The 21,773-nt window shown below is 62.7% G+C and carries 16 protein-coding genes; 11 read left to right on the forward strand and 5 right to left on the reverse strand.

Features of this window, described 5'->3' with window-relative positions; all coding sequences use genetic code 11:
- Positions 1-57 precede the first annotated feature (57 nt).
- The 3 genes from B5P46_RS27355 to B5P46_RS27365 are packed head-to-tail and all read right to left on the reverse strand — an operon-like array spanning position 58 to position 1,990.
- Entirely contained in the window at positions 58-675 is a 618-nt protein-coding gene (locus B5P46_RS27355) for a DNA-3-methyladenine glycosylase (protein WP_129421481.1), read from the reverse strand.
- A gap of 52 nt (positions 676-727) precedes the next feature.
- A complete protein-coding gene (locus B5P46_RS27360) occupies positions 728-1,042 on the reverse strand; it encodes a hypothetical protein (protein WP_129421482.1) in 315 nt (104 codons plus the stop codon).
- Between the two features lie 39 nt (positions 1,043-1,081).
- Positions 1,082-1,990, reverse strand: coding sequence for a LysR family transcriptional regulator (locus tag B5P46_RS27365; protein WP_129421483.1), 909 nt, complete (start codon positions 1,988-1,990; stop codon positions 1,082-1,084).
- 119 nt (positions 1,991-2,109) lie between these two features.
- Between B5P46_RS27365 and B5P46_RS27370 the strand changes: the two genes are divergently transcribed.
- Complete coding sequence (locus tag B5P46_RS27370; protein WP_129421484.1) at positions 2,110-2,850, forward strand: SDR family oxidoreductase; 741 nt, start codon at positions 2,110-2,112, stop codon at positions 2,848-2,850.
- 80 nt (positions 2,851-2,930) lie between these two features.
- Positions 2,931-3,833 carry an SDR family oxidoreductase gene (locus tag B5P46_RS27375; RefSeq protein ID WP_129421485.1) on the forward strand — a complete coding sequence of 301 codons (903 nt, stop codon included), beginning with the start codon at positions 2,931-2,933 and terminating at the stop codon, positions 3,831-3,833.
- 281 nt (positions 3,834-4,114) lie between these two features.
- Here B5P46_RS27375 and B5P46_RS27380 read toward each other — a convergent pair whose 3' ends face one another.
- Complete coding sequence (locus B5P46_RS27380; RefSeq protein ID WP_129421486.1) at positions 4,115-5,026, reverse strand: LysR family transcriptional regulator; 912 nt, start codon at positions 5,024-5,026, stop codon at positions 4,115-4,117.
- A gap of 164 nt (positions 5,027-5,190) precedes the next feature.
- Here B5P46_RS27380 and B5P46_RS27385 point away from each other — a divergent pair, with 164 nt between their 5' ends.
- The 7 genes from B5P46_RS27385 to B5P46_RS27415 all read left to right on the forward strand — a co-directional run bounded on the left by B5P46_RS27385 (position 5,191) and on the right by B5P46_RS27415 (position 16,625).
- Positions 5,191-6,003, forward strand: a complete 813-nt coding sequence (locus tag B5P46_RS27385) for an alpha/beta hydrolase fold domain-containing protein (protein ID WP_129421487.1) — start codon at positions 5,191-5,193, stop codon at positions 6,001-6,003.
- 46 nt (positions 6,004-6,049) lie between these two features.
- Positions 6,050-7,240: an efflux RND transporter periplasmic adaptor subunit gene (locus B5P46_RS27390; protein WP_129421488.1), complete on the forward strand. Its 1,191-nt coding sequence runs from the start codon at positions 6,050-6,052 to the stop codon at positions 7,238-7,240.
- Between the two features lie 117 nt (positions 7,241-7,357).
- Positions 7,358-10,558, forward strand: a complete 3,201-nt coding sequence (locus tag B5P46_RS27395) for an efflux RND transporter permease subunit (protein ID WP_129421489.1) — start codon at positions 7,358-7,360, stop codon at positions 10,556-10,558.
- A 206-nt stretch (positions 10,559-10,764) separates the two neighbouring features.
- Positions 10,765-11,676: an NAD(P)-dependent oxidoreductase gene (locus B5P46_RS27400; protein WP_129421490.1), complete on the forward strand. Its 912-nt coding sequence runs from the start codon at positions 10,765-10,767 to the stop codon at positions 11,674-11,676.
- Complete coding sequence (locus B5P46_RS27405; protein WP_129421491.1) at positions 11,673-13,457, forward strand: IlvD/Edd family dehydratase; 1,785 nt, start codon at positions 11,673-11,675, stop codon at positions 13,455-13,457. The genes B5P46_RS27400 and B5P46_RS27405 overlap by 4 nt, the downstream gene beginning before the upstream one ends.
- Before the next feature lie 132 nt (positions 13,458-13,589).
- Positions 13,590-15,407, forward strand: a complete 1,818-nt coding sequence (locus B5P46_RS27410; RefSeq protein ID WP_129421492.1) for a putative bifunctional diguanylate cyclase/phosphodiesterase — start codon at positions 13,590-13,592, stop codon at positions 15,405-15,407.
- A 369-nt stretch (positions 15,408-15,776) separates the two neighbouring features.
- Entirely contained in the window at positions 15,777-16,625 is an 849-nt protein-coding gene (locus B5P46_RS27415; RefSeq protein WP_129421493.1) for a GNAT family N-acetyltransferase, read from the forward strand.
- Here the strand turns inward: B5P46_RS27415 and B5P46_RS27420 are convergent.
- Positions 16,622-17,566, reverse strand: coding sequence for a DMT family transporter (locus B5P46_RS27420; protein WP_129421494.1), 945 nt, complete (start codon positions 17,564-17,566; stop codon positions 16,622-16,624). The genes B5P46_RS27415 and B5P46_RS27420 overlap by 4 nt on opposite strands.
- A gap of 191 nt (positions 17,567-17,757) precedes the next feature.
- Between B5P46_RS27420 and B5P46_RS27425 the strand changes: the two genes are divergently transcribed.
- Together B5P46_RS27425 and B5P46_RS27430 are read left to right on the forward strand one after the other, a co-directional pair.
- Positions 17,758-19,056 carry an adenylosuccinate synthase gene (locus B5P46_RS27425; protein ID WP_129421495.1) on the forward strand — a complete coding sequence of 433 codons (1,299 nt, stop codon included), beginning with the start codon at positions 17,758-17,760 and terminating at the stop codon, positions 19,054-19,056.
- Positions 19,057-19,116: 60 nt separating this feature from the next.
- Positions 19,117-21,651, forward strand: a complete 2,535-nt coding sequence (locus B5P46_RS27430; RefSeq protein ID WP_129421496.1) for a hypothetical protein — start codon at positions 19,117-19,119, stop codon at positions 21,649-21,651.
- Positions 21,652-21,773 lie beyond the last annotated feature (122 nt).

Raw genomic sequence — 21,773 nt, forward strand, 5'->3', positions numbered from 1 at the left:
GGCAAAAGCGCTTCGCGCTTTGCCTGGAAAAACCGCTTCGCACTTTTCCTGGAATTGCTAGCGGAACGGCTTGCTGAGATAACGCGATCCCTGAACGCCGAAGCGCCATGGTGCATCGGAATTTTTCGTGATGCCGATGCGTTTTCCCGAGACGATCGGCACGGGTGCCGACACCGCAATCGCATAGGGCGGGCGATCAAGCAGCCGGTCATTAATCGCGATATCGATGCCGAGCGCCTGGCAGAGCTTGCCGGGGCCGCTGCAGAGCGCTGTCAGCATATCGGTGCCGCGCCGTTCGATCATCGCAGAAATTCCCGTTTCCGGTTCCAGCGCGCGGATCAGCACGGCCGAGCCCGGATGGCAGACGAAATTCAGGCACCAGTACATGCCGTAGATGCGGTAGATGTAGACGTTGCCCGGCTTGCCGTACATGGCGCCGTTGCGCTTGGTCGGGCCGCGAAAGCTGTGCGAGGCCTCGTCGTCGGGGAAATAGGCTTCGGTCTCGGTGATGCGTCCGCCGACGCCATCCACCGTCAGGTGGCAGCCGAGCAGGTCGCGAGACACGGTAATAGCATCGCGCTCGAAAAATTTCCTGAGGCTTTCGCCGGTGAGCGTGCCGGTGCCGATCGCACCCGATATCGTTCCACCATCGGTCATGGCCGACGCAGATAACATTCAGCGCGCTCGCCGTCACCCCGAAACAGCTTCATGTTTGCGGCCGGAGACATCAGCGGCCGGCATTCGGATCGCGCATCGGGATGGAGGAGACGGTGACCGAGACCGGATCGCTCGCCGGGAAGGAATCTTCCAGACCCTCCTCCAGCTCTTCTTCAAGCAAAGCAGGGTCCTTGCTGCGCGCGCCGTCGCTATGGGCAGGTTCGATGGCTGCGGCAAGCAGGGCCTTGGCCCGCAAGACGGCGTTTTCCGAGGTCAGTTCAGGTGTGCTCCGCAGCGTCACGGCAATGCTGTCTTCGCCTTCGCCGCCGAATTCGACGACGAAGCCGTCTTCCGTCTGGTAGACGGTGATATCGTTGAGTGCCATGGCCGCTCTCCGAGGGCGCTCATATTAGCAAGGCGCAATTTAGTGAAGCGCGTTTTCGGAATTTTGTCGAGCAAAGACCTTCACCAGCCAGTCGATGAAGACGCGCACGCGCGGCGAAAGCTGGCGGTTGCGGGGGTAGAGCAGGGAAACCGGGGTCGGGGTCAGCGGAAAATCCTGCAGTATCTGGACCAGCGTTCCCGCGGCAAGATCTTCTTCGGCGTGATAGCGTGGGATCTGGATCATACCGAGGCCCATCCTTGCCGCTGAAATATAGCTTTCGGCGGCGTTGACCGCGACGGTGGCGGGAATGGTGATGTCACGCACCGTGCCGCGGACGGTGAATTCGAGCGGCAGCAGGCTGCCGGTGCCGCTGGAGTGGAAACCGACCATGCGATGGCCGGCAAGCCGGTCGGGATGCTGCGGCAGCCCGTGGCGGGTGATATAGGCGGGGGAGGCGAGTGTCACCTCATCGAGCATGGCGACACGCCGAGCAACCATGTCGCTGTCTTGCGGCGTGCCGACGCGCAGCACGCAATCGATGCCCTCACGCACGAGATCGACCAGCCGATCGCCCTCGCTCATGTAGAATTCGATCTCCGGATAGGTCTCCAGGAAGGACGGCAGGCTCGGCAGCACGAAATGGCGGGCGAGTGTGCCATGCACGTCGACACGCAGCATGCCCTTCGGCTTGGCGCCGGCAAAAGCGCCTTCAGCTTCCTCGATATCGGCGAGGATCGACAGGCAGCGTTGGTAATAGGCTTCGCCATCAAGCGTCGGACTGACATGGCGCGTCGTGCGCTGGAGCAGGCGCACGCCGAGGCGGGCTTCCAGCCCCTTGACCGCATCGGTGACAGTCGAGCGCGGCAGACCGGTGTCTTCGGCGGCAAGGGTGAAGCTGCGGCGTTCCACGACACGGCAAAACACCCGCATGGCGTCAAATCTGTCCATCTTTTTGTTCGACATCTCCGGATAGTGATGCCGAATAATGCTTGATTATCCGCAAAAGGAAAGAGCGCATCTTCTCCTCATCGAAAACGCGCTGCGGCGCAGAATGAAGGAGAAGGATAATGGCTTCCAACGAAAACAAGGTCGCATTGGTGACCGGCTCGTCCCGCGGCATCGGCGCAGCGGTCGCCGAGCGTCTCGCCAAGGACGGTTTCACCGTCGTCATCAATTACTCTGGCAATGCCGCTCCGGCCGAGGAACTGGCAAAGAAGATCGAGCAGGCCGGCGGCAAGGCGCTGACGGCGAAGGCCGATGTCAGCGATGCGGAAGCCGTCCGCCGCATGTTCGATGCAGCGGAGACCGCTTTCGGCGGCGTCGACGTGCTCGTCAACAATGCCGGCATCATGATGCTCTCTTCGCTTGCCGAGGCCGATGACGCCAACTTCGATCGCCAGATCAGCGTCAACCTCAAGGGCACCTTCAATACGCTGCGCGAGGCAGCCAGGCGTCTGCGCGACGGCGGCCGGGTGGTCAACTTTTCGACATCCGTCGTTGGCCTGAAGCTCGAAACCTACGGCGTCTATGCCGCTACCAAGGCTGCGGTGGAAACGCTGACGGCGATCATGGCCAAGGAGATGCGTGGCCGCAACATCACCGTCAACGCCGTCGCGCCCGGTCCTGTCGCCACCGAGCTTTTCCTTAACGGCAAGTCGGACGAACTCATCGCCCGTACGGCGAAAATGAACCCGCTGGAACGCCTCGGCACACCGGAAGACATCGCTTCTGCGGTTGCCTTCCTCGCCGGCCCGGACGGCGGCTGGATCAACGGCCAGACGCTGCGCGCCAATGGCGGCGTGATCTGACGAAATCGGCGGCTTCCGGCCGCCGCTCATTCAAATTTTCATTCCTCAATCAGCCAATCGAATCCAGAAGGAATAGGATCATGAGCAAGCAAGTCATCGTCATAACCGGCGCTTCCAGCGGTTTCGGCGCTCTCACCGCCCGTGCGCTCGCCAAGGCCGGCCACACCGTCTATGCCGGCATGCGTGCCACGGAAAGCCGCAACGCTGCCGCCGTCGCCGATGCGGCTGAATTCGCCAAGGAGAACAATGTCGATCTGCGCTCGGTCGAACTCGATGTCGCCTCCGACGCGTCGGTTGTATCAGGTATCGCCAGGATCATCGCCGATGAGGGTCGCCTCGATGTCATCATTCACAATGCCGGCCATATGTCCTTCGGTCCGGCCGAAGCTTTCACGCCGGAACAGTTCGCCGAGCTCTTCGACATCAACGTGCTCTCCACCCAGCGCGTCAACCGCGCGGCACTCCCCTATCTGCGCAAGCAGGGCAAGGGCCTGGTGGTGTGGGTATCGTCGTCGAGCAGCCGCGGCGGCACGCCTCCCTACCTCTCGCCCTATTTCGCCGCTAAGGCGGCGATGAATTCACTTGCCGTCTCCTATGCCGGCGAGCTTACCCGCTGGGGCATCGAGACCTCGATCATCGTGCCCGGCGCCTTCACCAAGGGCACCAACCATTTTGCCCATTCCGGCTCGCCCGATGATACGGCCCGCGCCGCCGAATACAATGAAGGACCCTACAAGGGTGTGCCGGAACAGGCGCTGCGGGGCCTGGCAGCGCTCGAACCTGCCGACGCCGATGCCGGCGCGGTTGCCGCGGCCATCGTCGATGTCGTCGGCAAGCCGTTTGGCACCCGGCCATTCCGCGTCCATATCGATCCGTCCGAGGACGGCGCGGAGATCGTCAACAGCGTCGCCGACCGTGTGCGGGCGGAACTGTTCCGCCGCATCGGCCTCGAGGACTTGCTGAAGCCGGCCGTCGGGGATTGAAACCCGGTTCGCCACCGCCGCGGGAACGACCGCGCGGGAAGACAGGAGCCAAGCCGTCATCGCAAATATGTGAACGCGATTGCGGAATTTTCCCTTATAATCCTGCGGGGAGTGCGTATATCTGCTTTATCGCGAGAGAGTGGAAATCCCTGCCGCTCTCTTTGCGAACCTCCAGAGCCTGCCGCGCTCTTGCTACGGTGCGACAGGCTTGATGTTCAAAGTTGCAGATTGCGGCCCGTCGAAGGTTTCCCCTGCCTTCCGGGCCGTATTTGTCTTGGCGCTCAACCGTCGTTCAGTCTTGCCTCGACCAGAAGTTTCACCAGCCAGTCGACGAAGACGCGGACCTTGTTGCTGAGGTGGCGGTTCGGCGGATAGACGACATAGAGCGGCAGCGGATCGCGACGCCAGTCTGGCAGCACGCGGACAAGTTCGCCCTTTGCCATCGGCTCGCGCGCCATGAAGATCGGTACCTGCGCGATGCCGAGGCCTGTCAGCGCAGCCGTCAGATAGGTGCGGCTATCGTTGACCGAGGCGATGTAACGCGGACTGGTCTCGATCACCTCGTTGTGCCGGCGAAATTCGAAGGGCAGCGTCCGGTTGTTCTGGGCGCGGAAATAGTTGACGGTGTAATGATCCGCCTCCAGATCCTCTGGCCGCTCGGGCATGCCGAATTTCTGGATGTAGCCCGGCGAAGCACAGGTGATCATCTCGACTTCGGAGACGCGCCGCGCAATCAGCGACTGGTCGGCAGGCGTGCCGGCCCGCAGCGCGCAATCGACATTTTCTGCAAGATAATCGACCGTGCGGTCGCCGACACCGAGGTCGATACGGATATCGGGATAACGCTGATAGAAATCGCAAAGTGCCGGAACCACAATCCAATCGGCGAAAGCGCCGGCCATCTCGACACGCAGCCGTCCGCTCGGCAAGCTCTGTGAATTGGAAAGGCTGCCATCGAGCTCCTCGAGTTCCGAAATGATCTGGGCGGCGCGTTCGTAATAAAGCGCGCCGTCGGTGGTCACCATGACCCGGCGCGTGGTCCGATTCAAAAGCTTGGTGCGCAGATGCGCTTCCAGGCCCTGGATGAGATTGGTCACCGTCGCCTTGGGCATAGCGAGCATGTCGGCGGCGCGGGTGAAATTGCCCGTCTCCACGACGCGAATGAAGACGCGCATTGCCGAGAGCTGATCCATCGGTTTCAAATCCGCAGTTTGCGTTGCACCATTGTTCGAGATCTGGAACAGTGTTATCGCGTTATAGCTTCTTATTCCTTGGTTGGAATAACAATATCTTTTTTGTACAAAATGCAAGCGGCAGGTGTTGTCTGCTTGTCGCCGACACAGAAGAGACCGGAAGCATGACGGTGGAATGGAAAGATATGATGCTGGATAAGGTGGCCATCGGCCCCGTTTCCGCACGCATCTACCAGGGCGCCGATTACGGCAAGGGTCCGCCGATCGTGCTTTACCTGCATGGCGGCGCGTTTCTGGATAGCGACAGACACGTCGACCGACCGGTGGCGATGAGCCTCGCCAAGGCCGGCGCCATCGTGGTTGCCGCCGATTACAGCAGCCTTTCCGGCAATCTATTTCCAAAGGCGCTGGAAGTTTCCTTCTCCGTTTTCACTTATCTCGCCAACAAACGCGCCGGTCTCGGCGACCGCAAGTCGCTGCTCTTCGTCGCCGGCGAAGAGGCGGGCGGCAATGTTGCCGCCGGCGTGGCGCTGAAGGCGCGCGACCAAATGCCGGACGCGCTCGACGGCCAGGTGCTGATTTCGCCGCTGCTCGATCCCTTCATGGGCACCTCCTCGATCCGCAAGGCTGAAGCCATCGGCATGCGCCAGCGCTGGACGGAAGGTTGGAGCCACTATCTGAGCGGCGGCGGTTGCCACCCTTATGCGGCGCCTTGCCTCTGTTCGCGTATTTCAGGCGTCGCGCCGGCGCTGATATTCACCGCGGAGGACGATCCTCTGCACGACGAAACGATTGGTTACGGTGTCCGCCTGAAACAGGCCGGCGTCGGTGTGCGCCAGCATGTCCTTCCCGCCGGGACGGGCTGGCCCTCGATTTATGGTGGGAAATCCGACGGAGCGCCCGACTGGCAGGAAAACGTCAGCCGCCATTTCGGAAGCTTCCTTCGGGAGGTAAGCGTTCAACCGCAATTGCATTGAAGAAGACCTGATATTTCAGCGGCTTAGAGCCGCAAGGAGAGTACTGATGACGTCCAGAAGTAAGCGCTGGGCCCTGATGGGCGCCGGCATAGGCCTTGTTGCGTCCATTTCCGGCGCTGCATTGTTTTTCGAATTGCCGATGAGCACGACCGCCACGGCCGCTTCCGCCCCCGCGCAGGCTCCCGCTGTGCCGGTGACGGTTGCCGTCGTCGCGGCGCGCGACGTGACGGCCTGGGAAAGTTTCTCCGGCCGTCTCGAAGCGGTCGACCGGGTGCAGGTGCGTTCCCGTGTCGCCGGCGCCATCCTTTCGGTGGCGTTCCGCGAAGGGGCGCTGGTCAAGCAGGGCGACCTGCTCTTCACCATCGACCCGGCTCCCTACCAGGCGAGCGTGGCGCAGGCGCAAGGCCAGGTCGCTTCGGCCGAAGCCAAGGTCAGCCTGGCGCAGACCGAACTCGATCGCGGCCGCAGGCTTTCCGACAACCGCACCATCTCCCAGAGCGATCTCGATCAGCGCCAGAGTGCGCTGGCCGAGGCTCAGGCGGGCCTGCGTTCGGCGCAAGCCGCACTGCAGTCGGCTCAGCTCGATCTCGATTACACCGAGGTGCGGGCTCCAGTGTCCGGCCGCATCGGCAAGATCGAGGTGACCGCCGGTAACCTCGTCGCGGCCGGGTCGGCCTCGCCGGCGCTGACGACGCTCGTTTCGGTCGATCCGATCTATGCGAGCTTCAATGCCAGCGAAGAGATGGTGACGCGGGCGCTCGCCCAGCTTCCGCAGACGGACAGCGCCCTGCCTCCCGTCGAGCAGATCCCGGTCGAGGTCGGCACACTGACCGACAGCGGCACGCCGATCAAGGGCAAGCTGCAACTGATCGACAACGAGGTCGATGCGGCCAGCGGCACGATCGGCGTTCGCGCCGTCTTCGATAATCCGGGCGGGCGTCTCATCCCCGGCCAGTTCGTGCGGGTGCGCATGGGCCAGCCGAAGGCCGAGAACAAGATCGTCATCAGTGACCGCGCCGTCGGCACAGACCAGGACAAGAAGTTCGTCTTCGTCGTCGATGGCGAGAACAAGGTCGCCTATCGGCAGGTCCAGCTCGGCACAGTGACTGACGGTCAGCGGGTGGTCGAAGGCGGCCTGAACGTCGGCGAGAAGATCGTCGTCAACGGTCTGCAGCGCATCCGTCCAGGCGCAGTCGTCGCGCCTCAGATGGAAGAGAAGGTCGCGACCGCGCAGTAAAGACTTTCGCCTTCCCCTGAGGGGAGGGCCATACTCGAAATGATACGACCCGCCGGCGGCTCCCAAACCGCCGGAGAGGGACTTTGCATCCATGTTCACCCCGGAGAGGGCTTTGATATGAACATCTCCAGATTCTTTGTCGACCGCCCGGTCTTTGCCGGCGTTCTTTCGGTCCTCATCCTGGTTGCCGGCCTGATCGGCCTGCGCGCGCTGCCGATTTCCGAATATCCGGAGGTCGTGCCGCCGTCGATCGTCGTGCGCGCCACCTATCCTGGCGCCAACCCAAGCGTCATCGCCGAAACGGTGGCGACGCCGCTCGAAGAGCAGATCAACGGCGTCGAAGGCATGCTCTATATGGCCAGCCAAGCGACATCGGACGGCGTGCTCAACGTCACCGTCACCTTCAAGCTCGGCACCGACCCCGACAAGGCGCAGCAGCTCGTACAGAACCGCGTTTCGCAGGCCGAACCGCGCCTGCCGGCGGAAGTCCGTTCGCTCGGCATCACGACGGTCAAGAGTTCACCCAACTTCATCATGGTCGTCAACCTCGTCTCCGACGGGAACAGTCACGACATCACCTATCTTCGCAATTACGCGACCTTGAACGTCAAGGATCGGCTCGCCCGCATCGCAGGCGTCGGTCAGGTGCAGGTCTTCGGCGCCGGCGACTATTCCATGCGTGTCTGGATCGACCCTCAGAAGGCCGCCGAACACAATCTTGCCGCCAGCGACATCAGCAGCGCGATCAGTTCCCAGAACATCCAGGCCGCCGCCGGTATCATCGGCGCATCGCCGAGCCAGCCCGGTGTGGACCTGCAGCTCAACGTCAATGCCCAGGGCCGCCTGCGCACGCCCGAGGAGTTCGGCAACATCATCGTCAAGACGGGCGCCAATGGCGAGATCACCCGCCTTCGCGATGTCGCCCGCATCGAGCTCGGTGCTGCGGACTACACGCTGCGTTCGCTGCTCGACGGCAAGCCGGCCGTCGCCGTCGCCGTTCTTCAGGCGCCGGGTTCGAACGCGATCGAGATCGCGGACAATGTGAACGCGACCATGGATCAGCTGCAGCTCGCCATGCCTGAGGGCGTCAAATACGAGATCGTCTACGATACGACGAAATTCGTGCGGGCCTCGATCGAGAAGGTCATCGACACGCTGCTCGAAGCCATCGCGCTCGTCGTCCTCGTCGTCATCCTGTTCCTGCAGACGTGGCGCGCCTCGATCATCCCGCTGATCGCCGTTCCCGTCTCGATCATCGGCACTTTCGCGGTCATGTATGTCTTCGGCTTCTCGATCAACGCGCTCAGTCTGTTCGGACTGGTGCTTGCGATCGGTATCGTCGTCGACGACGCGATCGTGGTGGTCGAAAACGTCGAGCGCAATATCGAGGAAGGCCTGTCGCCGCGGGCTGCCACCTACAAGGCGATGAGGGAAGTCTCCGGTCCGATCGTCGCGATCGCGCTGGTCCTCGTCGCGGTCTTCGTGCCGCTTGCCTTCATCTCCGGTCTGTCGGGTCAGTTCTACCGCCAGTTCGCGCTGACGATCGCGATATCGACCGTCATCTCGGCCTTCAACTCGCTCACGCTGTCTCCGGCGCTGGCAGCCCTTCTCCTGAAGAGCCATGATCAGCCGAAGGACTGGCTGACGCGGTTCATGGACGCTATCTTCGGCTGGTTCTTCCGCGGCTTCAACCGTGTCTTCGGCGCGGGCTCGAATGCCTACGGCAAGGGCGTTGGCGGGCTGTTGTCGCGCAAGAGCATCGTCATGGTGATCTATCTGGCGCTGGTCGGTGCGACCTACAGCCTGTTCAGCACGGTCCCCGGCGGCTTCGTGCCGTCGCAGGACAAGCAGTATCTGATCGGCTTTGCCCAGTTGCCGGATGCCGCAAGCCTCGACCGCACGGAAGACGTCATCAAGCGCATGACCGACATCGCGCTGGCGCAGCCGGGCGTTGCCAATGCGATTGCCTTCCCGGGCCTGTCGATCAACGGCTTCACCAACTCCTCGAATGCCGGCATCGTCTTCGTGACGCTGAAGGACTTCGAAGAGCGCAAGACGCCCGATCTCTCGGGCGGCGCAATCGCCATGGCGCTGAACCAGAAGTTCGGCGTCATCCAGGATGCCTTCATCGCCATGTTCCCGCCGCCGCCGGTCAATGGTCTCGGCACGACGGGCGGTTTTAAGCTGCAGATCGAGGATCGTGCCGGCCTCGGCAACCAGGCGCTCGACGAGGCGACCAAGGCCGTGCTTGCAAAAGCCTACCAGACGCCTGAGCTGGCCGGGCTGTTCTCCAGCTTCCAGATCAACGTGCCGCAGCTCTATGCCGATCTCGACCGTGCCAAGGCCGAGCAGCTCGGGGTTTCCGTCACCGACGTCTTCCAGACGCTGCAGATCTATCTCGGCTCGCTCTATGTGAACGACTTCAACGCCTTCGGCCGCACCTACAGCGTCCGTGTGCAGGCCGATGCGAAATTCCGCGCCCAGCCGGAAGATATCGGCCAGTTGAAGGTCCGGTCGGCATCGGGTGAGATGATCCCGCTTTCGGCCCTTTTGAAGGTGGAGCCGAGCACCGGTCCGGAACGGGCGAACCGCTACAACGGCTTCCTTGCCGCCGATATCAACGGCGGTCCGGCACCGGGCTTCTCGTCGGGTCAGGCGCAGGCGGCAATCGAGAAGATCCTTCACGAGACCCTGCCTGCGGGCATCGACTTCGAATGGACGGATCTGACTTATCAGCAGATCCTGGCCGGCAATTCGAGCATCGTCGTCTTCCCCCTGGCACTGTTGCTCGTCTTCCTGGTATTGGCCGCCCAGTATGAAAGCCTGACGCTGCCGCTTGCGATCATCATGATCGTGCCGATGGGCGTGCTGGCCGCGCTGACCGGCGTCTGGCTCACCGGTGGGGACAACAACATCTTCACCCAGATCGGTCTCGTGGTGCTTGTGGGTCTATCAGCGAAGAACGCGATCCTGATCGTGGAATTCGCCCGCGAACTGGAGTTCGAGGGAAGGACACCGCGGGAGGCCGCAATCGAGGCCAGCCGCCTTCGCCTTCGCCCGATCCTCATGACTTCGCTGGCCTTCATCATGGGTGTCGTGCCGCTCGTCGTCTCTACCGGCGCCGGCGCGGAAATGCGCGCGGCCATGGGTGTCGCGGTCTTCTCGGGCATGATCGGCGTGACCTTCTTCGGCATCTTCATGACGCCGGTATTCTACGTGCTGCTGCGGCGGCTGACGGGCAACCGTCCGCTCATCCAGCACAAGCCGGACGAACACAAGGAAGAAGAGGCGGAGGTCATCCGGCTCGCGGCGGAATAAACGGAATTCAACCTTCCTTTGTCGAGTAAATCGGGCGGTAACTTCGGTTCTCGCCCGTATCGTTTTCAGGGCATAAGGCCGAAGTGTGCGCGGCCTTCGGGCGACGCCCTGCAGCGCATATGACAAAAATGCGTTACGTCCGGCAAAACGGTTTGCAACGATGGGCGAGGGGACTATCAAAGACGGACAACAGTTGGGAGGACTGAATGACGAGTTCGAGAGAAGGTCATGACGGCAGGCGGATCGCCTTTCTCGGCACCGGCCTGATGGGCGCGCCGATGGCTCGCCGGCTGCTTGGCGCGGGCTTTGCCGTCACCGTTTGGAATCGCGATCCCAGCAAGGCCGAGGCGCTTGCGGGAGACGGCGCGGTCTATGCGAAAATGCCGGCGGATGCCGTTTCGGGCGCCGACGTCGTCATCACCATGCTGACCAACGCCGAGGCGGTGAAGGACGTGTTATTCGACCGCGGAGCGGCCGATGCGATGGCGCCTGGCGCTACCGTCATCGACATGAGTTCGATTGCCCCGCATTTCGCCCGCGACCATTCGGCGAGGCTTGCCGACCGCGGCATCCATCATGTCGATGCGCCGGTATCAGGCGGCGTCGTCGGTGCGGAAGCCGGTAGCCTCGCGATCATGGCGGGCGGCGACAAGGACGTGGTCGCCGGGCTTGCCGATGTCTTTGCGCCGATGGGGCGCGCGACCCGCGTTGGTCCAAGTGGGGCGGGCCAGCTTGCCAAGCTTGCCAACCAGCAGATCGTCGCGGTGACGATCGGCGCCGTCGCCGAAGCGATGATGCTGATCGAAGCGGGCGGCGGCTCGCAGGCGGCCTTCCGGGACGCCATTCGCGGCGGCTTTGCCGAGAGCCGTATCCTCGAACTGCACGGCAAGCGCATGGTCGAGCGGCAGTTTACCGCAGGCGGTTCGTCCAGCAACCAGTTGAAGGATTTGAACGCCGCCATGGAGGCGGCCAAGACCCTGTCACTGACGCTGCCGCTGACTGCGGCGGTACATGCCGAATTCAGCGAATTCGTCGCCAATGGCAATGGCGAAAAGGATCACAGCGGCCTGCTCCTCCATCTCGAAGAGAAGAATGCCCGGTCGGGAGGAAAGAAGTGACGGACAGCCATTCGCCGAAGCGGCGCCTACGTTCGCAGGACTGGTTCGACAATCCCGATCATATCGACATGGCAGCGCTCTATCTCGAGCGCTTCATGAATTACGGCATTACGCCGGAAGAGCTGCGCTCCGGCAAGCCGATCATCGGGATCGCCCAGAGCGGCAGTGATCTTACGCCCTGCAACAGGGTGCATGTCGAGCTTGCCAAGCGCGTGCGCGACGGCATTCGCGATGCCGGCGGCATTCCGATCGAGTTTCCGACACATCCGATCTTCGAGAATTGCAAGCGGCCGACGGCCGCACTCGACCGCAATCTCGCCTATCTCGGCCTCGTCGAAATCCTCTACGGCTATCCGCTCGACGGTGTCGTGCTGACCACCGGCTGCGACAAGACCACGCCTTCAGCGATCATGGCGGCTTCGACGGTCGATATCCCGGCGATCGTGCTCTCCGGCGGCCCGATGCTCGACGGTTGGCACGAGGGGGAGCTGGCGGGTTCCGGCACGGTGATCTGGCGGATGCGGCGGAAATATGCAGCAGGCGAGATCGATCGGGAGGAATTCCTGCAGGCGGCGCTCGATTCTGCGCCTTCCGTCGGCCACTGCAATACGATGGGCACCGCTTCGACGATGAATGCGCTGGCCGAGGCGCTCGGCCTTTCGCTGACCGGCTGTGGCGCCATTCCGGCCGCTTACCGCGAACGCGGCCAGATGGCCTACCGCACCGGGCGACGCGCCGTCGAAATCGTGTTCGAGGATCTGAAGCCGTCGGACATCCTGACGCGCGAGGCTTTCCTGAATGCGATCCGCACCAATTCGGCGATCGGCGGCTCGACCAACGCGCAGCCGCATCTGGCCGCGATGGCGAAGCACGCCGGCGTCGAACTCTATCCCGACGACTGGCAGGTGCATGGCTTCGATATCCCGCTGCTGGCCAATGTCCAGCCGGCGGGCGCCTATCTCGGTGAGCGCTTCCATCGCGCCGGCGGCACACCGGCGATCATGTGGGAACTGCTGCAGGCCGGAAAGCTCGATGGCAACTGTCGCACGGTGACGGGCAGGACGATGGCCGAGAATCTAGAGGGCAAGGAAGCGTGTGACCGTGAGGTCATCACGCCGTTCGCTGAACCGCTGAAGGAGCGGGCTGGCTTCCTCGTTCTCAAGGGCAATCTCTTCGATTTCGCGATCATGAAGATGAGCGTGGTCTCGGAGGATTTCCGCCGGCGTTATCTTGAGGAACCCGGGCGCCAAGGCGTCTTCGAGGGCAGGGCGGTGGTCTTCGACGGTTCCGAGGACTATCACAAGCGCATCAACGATCCCGAACTCGGCATCGACGAAAATACCATCCTGGTCATCCGCGGCGCCGGACCGATCGGCTGGCCGGGTTCAGCTGAGGTCGTCAACATGCAGCCGCCGGATCATCTGCTGAAGCGCGGCATCCGCAGCCTGCCGACGATCGGCGACGGCCGCCAATCGGGTACGGCGGACAGTCCCTCGATCCTCAACGCCTCTCCGGAAAGTGCTGCCGGCGGCGGCCTCGCCTGGCTTCGTACCGGCGATATCATCCGCATCGACTTCAACCACGGGCGCTGCGACATGTTGGTCGAGGACGCCGAGATCGAACGGCGCAAGGGCGATGGCATCCCGCCAGTGCCGGCGGATGCGACGCCATGGCAGCAGATCTATCGCCGCTCGGTTACGCAATTGTCGGACGGCGCGGTTCTGGAGGGAGCGACGGAATTCCGCCAGATCGCAAAAAACCCGCCGCGGCACAACCACTGATCTTGAAGCTGCCGCAGACTGCAAGTCCTTTGATCCAAAAGGGGAAAGTTCGTAACGAACAGTTCACCTAGTCACTAGTTCGGTCATCAGGACAAGGCTTCATTAATGCCGGCTTGAGACCATATTGCCGTTATGCAAGCTTCTAAGGCTGGGACCGCGTTGCCAGAGAAAAAAGCCACACGATCCGAACACGAGTTTCAGGATCTTCTGCGTCGGCTCGAACTCGCTCTCGATGCATCCCGGATCGGTGTCTGGGAGCACAGCATCGAGCAGGACGGGATCTTGTGGGATGCGCAGATGCATCGTCTCTACGAGACCGGCGAGACCTGTCGGCTGGTGCCGGCATCGCTTTGGTCGAATGCCATCCATCCCGATGATCGCGAGCGGGCGGAACGCGACTTCGAGCAGGCGATCGCGACGCGCGGCGCCTATAACTCACAATTCCGGATCGTATTGCCGAGCGGCGAAATCCGCCATCTGCGTTCGCGCGCGCATTTCTATGTCGATGCGGGGGGGCTGCCCTCCTTCATCGGCGCCGAATGGGATGTGACGGCCGACGTATTGCTCAACGCGGAACTTGCGCGGCAGAAGGTGGTGGCCGAGGCGAGGGCGCTGGCGCTGGAAGAAAGCAATGCGCGCATCGAGCATGTCGCCGATCACGACTATCTCACCGGCCTGCCGAATCGGCGCCTTCTCGACAAGCGGCTGGCGGAGCTGCCGGCCGACAAGAGCATCACGACGCTTGGCGTGCTGCATCTCGACCTCGACCAGTTCAAGCAGATCAACGACAGCCACGGTCATGCGGCAGGCGACGCCGTGCTCAGAGCCGCGGCCCTTCGCATCACCGCTGCCATTCCTGCGAATGGCATGGTCGCCCGTGTCGGCGGCGATGAATTCGTCATCGTGCTGGTCAATTTCACCGATCTCGCTGAGCTGAAGCAGATCACCGAGGACGTCCAGCGCCGGCTCAGGAAGAAGATCCGCTTCGGCCAGGAGATGCTGCAATCCGGCGCCTCGATCGGTGTTTCCTGGAGCGGCGATCGGCGGGCGCGCAATCTGCTGGCCGAATCCGACCTGGCGCTCTACCAGGCCAAGAAGCTCGGGCGCAACCGCGTCGAATTCTTCACGTGGCAATTGCAGGAGGATCTGCGCGCCAAGCGTCGCCTCGCCGAAGAGCTGAAGCTCGGGCTGGAGCGCGGCGAGATCCTTCCCTATTATCAGGTGCAGCTCGACGCCCGGACGCGGGAGGTCATCGGCTTCGAGGCGCTGGCGCGCTGGAAACATCCCGAGAAGGGCGTGCTCGCCCCCGGCCTATTCCTGAAGATCGCCGACGAGCACGGACTTGCGGCGGAGATCGATGCGGCGATCCTCAAAAGCGTTCTCGAAGACAGGCTGTTCTGGCTGTTGCGCGGCCTTGCGGTTCCACGCATCGCCGTCAATATCTCGGCGTCGCGCCTTGCCGATCCGGCGTTGCTCGACAAGCTGAGGAGACTCGATATCCCGCCCGGCGTGATCGTCTTCGAACTGGTCGAGACGATTTTCCTCGACGACAGCGACGAAAAACTGCTCGATCATATCGGCGATATCAAACAGATGGGCATCGACATCGAGATCGACGACTTCGGATCCGGCCATGCTTCGCTGATCGGCCTCGTCAAACTGCGGCCGAAGCGGCTGAAGATCGACCGGCAGCTCGTCACCGAGGTCGTCACTTCCGCCGAGCAGCGGCGCGTGGTGGGTTCGATCGTGGAAATCGCCAAGGCACTCGACGTCGAGGTGATCGCCGAGGGCATCGAGACCGAGGCGCATGCCGTCGTGCTGGCGCAGCTCGGCTGCGACGGTCTGCAGGGTTATGCGTTCGGTTATCCCGCACCGGCGGCCGAGACGGACCGTCTTTTCTCATCGATGACGAGCCGAATCGAAAAGCAGAAGACCGCGATGGGCAACTGAACGGCCGGTGATCCTTCCGCGGGCGACGGTCGTCGCTCCCGTTTTTTGCCGCGTTGCGGAGGTGATTTCGGATGAATGCTTCTCTCGTCTTTCAAATTGGCAGGCGATATCTTTTCGGCGCGGCTTTTTATTCGCAACGGCTGGAAGATAATTGAGGCGCAAGTAATTTTCTTGAGCTTGCAACGGCATTGTTTCATGGTAATGCGGAAACGAAGCTTTCTGTATTGCATCGAAAAATGATTATACGCGTCGTCAATTCCATGAGCGCGGCTCTCCATTGTTCGCAGGTGCAATCGGGGAACTGGGGCCTGACAATTGCTTTGCCGTTGCCGGGATTGACTTGCGGGACATTCAATCTGGGAAAGTTGCATGAATTCGGAATTTGCCGTTCGTTCGATGCGGCCCGGCGAACTGGAACTCGTGCTCGAATGGGCGCGTCAGGAAGGCTGGAACCCTGGCCTCGACGATTCGCTTGCATTCAGCGAGGCCGATCCGTCGGGATTTTTCGTCGGCTCCATCGGTGAAGTCCCCGTCGGTTCGATCTCGGTCGTCAAATATGGCGACACTTTTGCCTTCCTTGGCCTCTACATCGTCCATCCTGATTTTCGCGGCAAGGGTTACGGCAAGGCGATCTGGGCGACGGGCATCGCCAGCGCGGGAGACCGCACGATCGGTCTCGACGGCGTCGCCGCACAGCAGGACAACTACCGCAAGGCCGGCTTCGAACCCGCCTATTCCACCATTCGTTACGGTGGTGTCGCTACTTCCTTGCCTATCTCGACGCTTGTCGCGCAATCGGTGCTGGATTCACGCCTCGAAGGCCTGCAGCGTTATGATACGGCGATCTTTCCGCAGCCGCGGGATGCCTTTCTCGCCGCCTGGTGCACCGGCCGCAAGGGCCGCCGTTCGGCGGTGGTGCGCAAGAGCCACAAGATCCGCGGCTACGGCACGATCCGCCGCTGCTACGAGGGCTACAAGATCGGCCCGCTCTTTGCCAACGATGCCGACAGCGCCGCGGCGCTGCTTGCCGAGTTAATCCCCGAGGCGAAGGGGGCCGCGATATTTATCGATATCCCTGAGGAGAACCGCGAGGCGGTCGCGCTTGCCGAAGGCATCGGCCTTCAACCGGTGTTCGAGACGACACGCATGTATCGCGGACCGGCACCGGCCATCCCGCTGAAGCACGTCTTCGGCGTGACGACGCTGGAACTCGGTTAAAGCCTTTCCTGACCAGGAAAGGCTTTATCCACGGGTGTGGCGGGCACGGTTGGAGCCGAAGCTTTCGGCCGGCCCTTTTCGGCGATTGCGATGCCGCCCAAGGTCAGCACCAGCGCGATCACATGGAAGGACTGCAGCTGCTCGCCGATCAGGGCGACGGAAAGCAGCGTTCCGAACACCGGCACGAGATTGATGAACAAGCCGGCCCGGTTGGCGCCGATGGCCACGACGCCCTTGATATAGAGGATCTGCGCCACCAGCGAGGGGAAGATTGCCGTGTAGAGAGTGATGACCCAGCCGGCCTGGTCCGGCCACTGCGCGGCACCGCGGCCCGCCTCCCAAAGGAGCAGCGGCAGCGAGGTCAGCATGGCGCCGAGCGCCGGCACCGCCATCAGCGTGCGCCAGTCGAGCGGCGGCTTCCAGCGCAGGAAGATCGTGTAGACCGAATAGGCGGCAATGGCGATCAGCATCAGCCCGTCGCCGCGGTTGAGGCTGAGTTGCAGCAGCGTTGCGAGGTCGCCATGCGCGGCGGTCAGAGCGATGCCGATCAGCGTCATGCCGAAGCCGAGACATTGCGCCAGCGAGATGCCGGTACGGAAGAACATGAAATTCAGCAGGAAGATCAGCATCGGGATGCCGGCCTGCTCGATGGCGACGTTGATCGCCGTCGTATATTGCACGGCCGAATAAAGCATAGCGTTGAAAAGGGTGTAGCCGATGACGCCGTAGAAGAGGAGAAGCGGCAGGTTCTTCCTCACTACCGGCCAGTCCTTCCGCAGTTGCGGTACTGAAATCACGGCGATCATCGCCACGGCGAGGAACCAGCGCAGGAAGGTCAGCATCATCGGGCTGATATGCCCGAGCGCGAGTTTGCCGGCGACAGAGTTACCGCCCCAGCAGAGGGTGGCGATAACGAGGCAGATATAGGCCGTGGCTTGCAAGAGCGTTCTTCCCGTCTTTCCGCGATCGCCGAGCGGCGTTTTGTGATGGGAAATAGCCTGTCGGCTGCTGATTTGTCACGTAAAAAGCCCAATCTACTGTGACAACAGGGTCGCTTTCCAAAAAACAAAGCTTTATAGATGCGCGGGTTTGAGCAGGTGCGCGGTTCCGCGCCGGTAACAGGAAGAGTTGGATGACGAACGTAGTCGTGGTCGGTTCGCAATGGGGTGACGAAGGCAAGGGCAAGATTGTCGACTGGCTTTCGGAGCGTGCGGATATCGTTGTGCGCTATCAGGGCGGACACAATGCCGGCCATACGCTCGTCATCGACGGCACGAGCTATAAGCTCTCGCTGCTGCCGTCCGGCGTCGTGCGCCCGGGCAAGATGGCCGTCATCGGCAACGGCGTCGTCGTCGATCCGCATGCGCTGATCGCCGAGATCGGCCGGCTGGAGGCGCAGGGCGTGACGGTTACGCCTGACAATCTGCGCATTGCCGACAATGCGACGCTCATCCTGTCGCTGCACCGCGAGCTCGACGCGATGCGCGAGGATGCGGCGTCGAACAGCGGCACCAAGATCGGCACGACGCGCCGCGGCATCGGCCCGGCCTATGAAGACAAGGTCGGCCGCCGCGCCATCCGCGTCATGGATCTTGCCGATCTCGAGAGTCTTTCCGGCAAGGTCGACCGTATTCTGACGCATCACAATGCGCTTCGCCGCGGCCTCGGCGTTGCCGAAGTCAGCCACCAGGCGATCATGGACGAGCTGACCTCGATCGCCGATCGGGTGCTGCCTTTCCGTGATACGGTCTGGCTTTTCCTCGACAAGCAGCGCCGCAAGGGTGCTCGCATCCTCTTTGAAGGCGCGCAGGGCAGCCTGCTCGATATCGATCACGGCACCTATCCCTTCGTCACCTCCTCGAACACGGTGGCCGGCCAGGCGGCAGCCGGTTCAGGCATGGGACCCGGCTCGCTCGGTTATATCCTCGGCATCACCAAGGCCTATACGACGCGCGTCGGCGAAGGCCCGTTCCCGACCGAGCTCACCGACGAAATTGGCCAGTTCCTGGGCGAGAAGGGGCATGAGTTCGGTACTGTGACGGGGCGTAAGCGCCGCTGCGGCTGGTTCGACGCCGCACTCGTACGCCAGTCGGTCGCCACCAACGGCATCACGGGCATAGCCCTGACCAAGCTCGACGTGCTCGACGGTCTCGAGGAATTGAAGATCTGCGTCGGCTACATGCTCGACGGCGAACAGATTGATCATCTTCCCGCAAGCCAGGGAGCGCAAGCTAGGGTCGAACCGATCTACGTCACCCTGGAGGGATGGAAGGAATCGACCGTCGGCGCCCGCAGTTGGGCGGATCTGCCGGCACAGGCGATCAAATATGTTCGCCAGGTCGAAGAGCTGATCGGGGCGCCTGTCGCGCTCCTTTCCACCAGCCCGGAGCGGGATGACACGATACTTGTGACCGATCCGTTTGAGGATTAAGCTCACGGGTCACTGTGGAGGATGGTTCGGTAGAGTGCCGGACTTCTTGAGAAAGTACTGATGGCGGATTTTATTGCAGTCATTCGGCGGGCCGTCGACGGCCTGGCTGAAAATACCCCCGAGATGCGGGTGAAAGTCTACGAACGTGCCCGCGGCGCAGTGCAGCGGCAGCTCGAGAACATGAAGCCGCGTCCGCCGGAAGCCATGCTGCAACGCCAGCTCGAAAAGCTCGAGGCTGCCATCCGCGAGGTGGAAGGCGAACACTCCGAGGCGATGCCGCTCGACGAGCCGGTTGCGGCCGTCACCGCGTCGGAATCCTTCGAAGAACAAGCGGTTCCCGACGCAAGCGAACCGGCGTCAGCGCCGGAGACGGCTGTCGAGGAACCGGTCTACCAAGCCTATGCGGAACCGCAGGCGGCCGAGGCCGCCGGCGAGCCCGATCACGTGGAAGCCGCCGCGCCGGAGGAGGCTGAGGAAGAGGTCACCACCGAGGAGCCTCTTTCCCAGGAAACACTCGTTTCCCCTGAAACATCCGTTCCCGCGGAAACCCCTGTTTTCGCAGAGACACCGGTTTCGCCGGAGACATCCGGTCCGGCCGAGACATACTGGCATCCCTCGCAGGAGGAGGAAGCGCCGGCCGAGGAATGGCATGCCAGCGAGGCGCGCGACGCCGCTGGCGAAGACGTGCCGGCCGAACATGACGGCTGGCAAGCGCCACCCGCCGGGCATCGCGACGAGCAAGCCGACGAACAGCATGCCGACGAGCAGCATCCCCTGGAAGCCGACGAGATTGCGGACGAACCTGCGGCGGTGGAAAGCGAGGAGCCGGAGGTCGAGGAGGCTTACGTGCTCGTCGAGCCGTTGCAGCCGATCACCCGCGGCATAGACCACGCATCCAACCGCCTGGTGGAGCCCGTAGCCGATTTCGATCGTTCGCAGGAGTTCGTCGAGCACAGCCGCGAGGAGCCGTTGCAGGCCGAAGCTGCTGCGCATTTCGACCCCGTCTGGACCGAGCCCGTTGCCGAAACGCCGGCTCCGGCGCCCAAGGATGCGGAGACCGAATGGGCGGAAGAGGAACTCCGGCAATATTCGGAGACGGCGCCGGCGCCGATTACTGCCGATGCCTCCGCGCGCGCCTTTGAGGAGGTGATATCGAGCCTCGAAAAAGTGGCGCCCGCGGCCGTCATGCCGGCCGCCAAGGAAAGTTTTTCCTGGGAGACGGCCGCCTTCGACGATCTGCCGCCGATCGAGGCCGGCAACAATAAGAAGACGCCGGTTGCCTCTCATTTCGACGATGTCGATATCTTCGCGGAAGTCCACAACGGCAAGCCGGCGCCTGCTAGCGGCGCACCGAGCGAGGACTGGCGAGAGGCGAAAGCGCTGCGCGGCTACGACCGCCGCGGCTCTGTCGCCGCTGATGACGATGACGCCAATCCGTCGATGGATATCGATCAGATGGTTGCCTCCAAGCTGCAGGGCAAGAGCTTCCGTATGGAGCCGAAGCGCCGCCGCTTCGGCATCGGCACCGTGATCACGCTCATCTTCGCACTCATCCTGATCGGTGGCGGTGCCTATGCCGGCTGGACGAACAGAGAGGCGCTGGTGGCGATGGTCGACGGGCTCGTCAGCTCGGCACCGTCGCAGGCGACCAGGAACGAGGCGGCAACGCCGCCGGATGGCGCGGCGACGCCTGCCCAGCCGGGCGCGGTGACGCCAGCCCAGCCGACCGCACCAGGAGCGCAAAATACGCCCGCGGCGCCGGCGCAGCCGAACCCGCAGGTAGCGTCAATGAACAATGACGGCGCTGCGACCAATTCGAAATTCACCCAGCGGCTGCTGACCGATGGAACCGAGGTCGACAGCGGACCGGCGACGGTGCCGGGAACGCCGACCGCGGAAGGAAAATCGGTCGCCGAACAGAATGTCGCGGCAGCCGATACGCCGCCTGCCAGCGCGCAGGGCGATGCGGCACCCGCCGACACGCGGACGTCGAACGGCCCTGTGGCATCGCCGCCGCAGACCGCGCCTGTCGGTTCGTCGCAAAAGATGTTCCTCTATGAGGAGCGCATCGGCCAGAGCTCGCCAACGGCGATCGAGGGATCGGTCGTCTGGAGCGTGCAGCACGAGGCCGGCCAGGATGGCCGGCAGGAGGCGACGGTGCAGGGCAATGTCACGGTTCCCGAGCGCAATCTCTCGGCTCTCGTTACCTTCAAGCGCAATTCCGATCCGTCGCTGCCGGCAAGCCATCTCGTCGAGATCGTCTTCTCGGTGCCGCCGAATTTCGAGGGCGGCAGCATCGACAGCGTCCAGCGCATTTCGATGAAGCGCACGGAGCAGGACCGCGGCGACGCGCTGATCGCGGTTCCGGCCAAGATCACCGACGATTTCCACATGATCGCGCTCAACGACTATCCTGATGCGCGCAAGGCCAATCTCGACCTGATGTCGACCCGCAACTGGATCGATATTCCGATCACCTACCGCAACGGCCGCCGCGCGCTGCTGACGATGGAGAAGGGCGGTACGGGAACGGACGCCTTCAATACCGCGATCAAGGAATGGACCGCGCTCGGGGACGTGTCGACGAGCCAGTGACGGTTTCCGCAAAACCAGCGCTCCCGAATCGGGGCGGGGGTGCTGAGGCTGCGGACAAAGATGAATGAAACAGAAAAGGCGGGCCGCAAGGACCCGCCTTCTTCAATTGTATCACGCGACAG

The sequence above is a fragment of the Rhizobium leguminosarum genome, assembly GCF_004123835.1.
Classification (GTDB): domain Bacteria; phylum Pseudomonadota; class Alphaproteobacteria; order Rhizobiales; family Rhizobiaceae; genus Rhizobium; species Rhizobium leguminosarum_M.

Coding starts and splice junctions, on each gene's coding strand:
- B5P46_RS27355 (WP_129421481.1), bottom strand. CDS start 675: ATGTTATCTGCGTCGGCCATGACCGATGGTGGAACGATATCGGGTGCG.
- B5P46_RS27385 (WP_129421487.1), top strand. CDS start 5,191: ATGACGGTGGAATGGAAAGATATGATGCTGGATAAGGTGGCCATCGGC.
- B5P46_RS27370 (WP_129421484.1), top strand. CDS start 2,110: ATGGCTTCCAACGAAAACAAGGTCGCATTGGTGACCGGCTCGTCCCGC.
- B5P46_RS27395 (WP_129421489.1), top strand. CDS start 7,358: ATGAACATCTCCAGATTCTTTGTCGACCGCCCGGTCTTTGCCGGCGTT.
- B5P46_RS27425 (WP_129421495.1), top strand. CDS start 17,758: ATGACGAACGTAGTCGTGGTCGGTTCGCAATGGGGTGACGAAGGCAAG.
- B5P46_RS27410 (WP_129421492.1), top strand. CDS start 13,590: ATGCAAGCTTCTAAGGCTGGGACCGCGTTGCCAGAGAAAAAAGCCACA.
- B5P46_RS27430 (WP_129421496.1), top strand. CDS start 19,117: ATGGCGGATTTTATTGCAGTCATTCGGCGGGCCGTCGACGGCCTGGCT.
- B5P46_RS27400 (WP_129421490.1), top strand. CDS start 10,765: ATGACGAGTTCGAGAGAAGGTCATGACGGCAGGCGGATCGCCTTTCTC.
- B5P46_RS27380 (WP_129421486.1), bottom strand. CDS start 5,026: ATGGATCAGCTCTCGGCAATGCGCGTCTTCATTCGCGTCGTGGAGACG.
- B5P46_RS27415 (WP_129421493.1), top strand. CDS start 15,777: ATGAATTCGGAATTTGCCGTTCGTTCGATGCGGCCCGGCGAACTGGAA.
- B5P46_RS27375 (WP_129421485.1), top strand. CDS start 2,931: ATGAGCAAGCAAGTCATCGTCATAACCGGCGCTTCCAGCGGTTTCGGC.
- B5P46_RS27390 (WP_129421488.1), top strand. CDS start 6,050: ATGACGTCCAGAAGTAAGCGCTGGGCCCTGATGGGCGCCGGCATAGGC.
- B5P46_RS27365 (WP_129421483.1), bottom strand. CDS start 1,990: ATGGACAGATTTGACGCCATGCGGGTGTTTTGCCGTGTCGTGGAACGC.
- B5P46_RS27360 (WP_129421482.1), bottom strand. CDS start 1,042: ATGGCACTCAACGATATCACCGTCTACCAGACGGAAGACGGCTTCGTC.